This window comes from Bartonella sp. AD328YNZD (assembly GCF_042196425.1).
In genome coordinates this window covers 1-1607 of the sequence record NZ_JBHIQG010000454.1, presented here as the reverse complement: position 1 = coordinate 1607, position 1607 = coordinate 1, and the positions used below count along the sequence as shown (strand labels likewise).

The following is a 1607-nucleotide window of genomic DNA, read 5'->3' as shown; positions in this document are numbered from 1 at the left end:
TTGCTTTAAATTCACGCTGTTTAATGGTTGTGATGGCTGTTGAGGGTATAAATTTTGACACTGCGGATATTGATCAATTAAATTCTTTACACAACCAATTAAACACCCTTTTAAAAAATATCGCAGACGAACGGCTTGCTTTATATTCTCACATCATCCGCCGCCGTGAAACGATATACCCAGAAGGTCATTTTCTTTCATCTTTTGCAACAATATTAGATGAAAAATATAAAAAGAAGATGGTTTCGCAAGAACTGTATAGAAATGATCTATTTATTTCACTGCTTTGGAATCCGGCCGCGGATAAAACAGAAAAGCTGGTTTCATTTTTTCAGCGCTTGAGCAAAGCGAAGAAAACACAATCTGAACCCGATGAGGAAGCTATTCGTAAACTCGAAGAGTTAAGTCAAGATCTTATGCAAGGTTTGGAAGAGTATGAAGTCCGTTTACTATCCATCTATGAACATGAAGGACTTTTATTTGCTGAACAAAGTGAATTTCTCCACCAGCTAGTGGGGGGAAGACGTGAGCGTATTCCTCTTACATTTGGAACTATTGCTTCAACAATTTACTCGGATCGTGTTATTTTTGGGAAAGAAATTATCGAAATTCGCCATGAAAGCAATGAACGCTTTGTGGGCATGTTTGGATGGAAAGAGTATCCTTCTAAAACACGCCCAGGTATGACTGATGGTCTGCTTACGGTGCCATTTGAATTCATCTTAACACAATCCTTTGTCTTTAAAAGTAAGGCAGCCGCCAGTGCGATTATGAGCCGCAAGCAAAATCAAATGATCAATGCAGCTGACCGTGCTAGCTCACAAATTGATGCATTGGATGAAGCGCTGGATGATTTAGAATCAAACCGTTTTGTTTTGGGAGAACACCACATTTCTTTAGCTGTTTTTGCTGATCATCCCAAAATATTGTCTGAAAACTTATCAAAAGCACGTTCCCATTTAACCAATGGGGGAGCCGTGATTGCCAGAGAAGATTTAGGATTGGAAGCAGCATGGTGGGCACAACTTCCTGGAAACTTTAGCTATCGTGCGCGTTCAGGCGCCATTACTAGCAGAAACTTTGCTGCTTTATCGCCCTTCCATTCTTTCCCTGTTGGCAAACTGAACGATAATGTTTGGGGAGCTGCTGTCGCATTGCTAAAAACACAGGCCGGTTCACCTTACTATTTTAATTTTCATTATGGCGATCTTGGAAACACATTTGTTTGTGGTCCATCGGGCTCTGGTAAAACAGTGATTGTTAATTTTCTTCTTGCACAATTACAAAAACACAATCCAACTATGGTTTTTTTTGATAAAGATCAAGGAGCAGAGATTTTTGTACGGGCTGGAGGAGGGAAATATAAACCTTTAAAGAATGGGCAGCCCACGGGTATTGCTCCCTTAAAGGGCATGGAATACACCGAAAAAAATAAAATCTTTCTTCGTAATTGGATCTTAAAGCTGGTGACCGCTGAAGGGCAAATCGTAACAGAAGAAGAGCGACAAGATATCGCCAAAGCCATTGATTCCTTGGAAAACTTACCCCCAACCCAGCGCTCTCTTGGTGCCCTTCAACTGTTTTTTGACAACACATCCAAAGAAGGG

At 40.6% G+C, this 1607-nt stretch carries 1 protein-coding gene; it reads left to right on the top strand.

Annotated features, from left to right (window positions below):
• The coding region (locus tag ACFIO3_RS12760; RefSeq protein WP_375704582.1) for a transporter at positions 1-1607 on the top strand (1607 nt) is incomplete at both ends.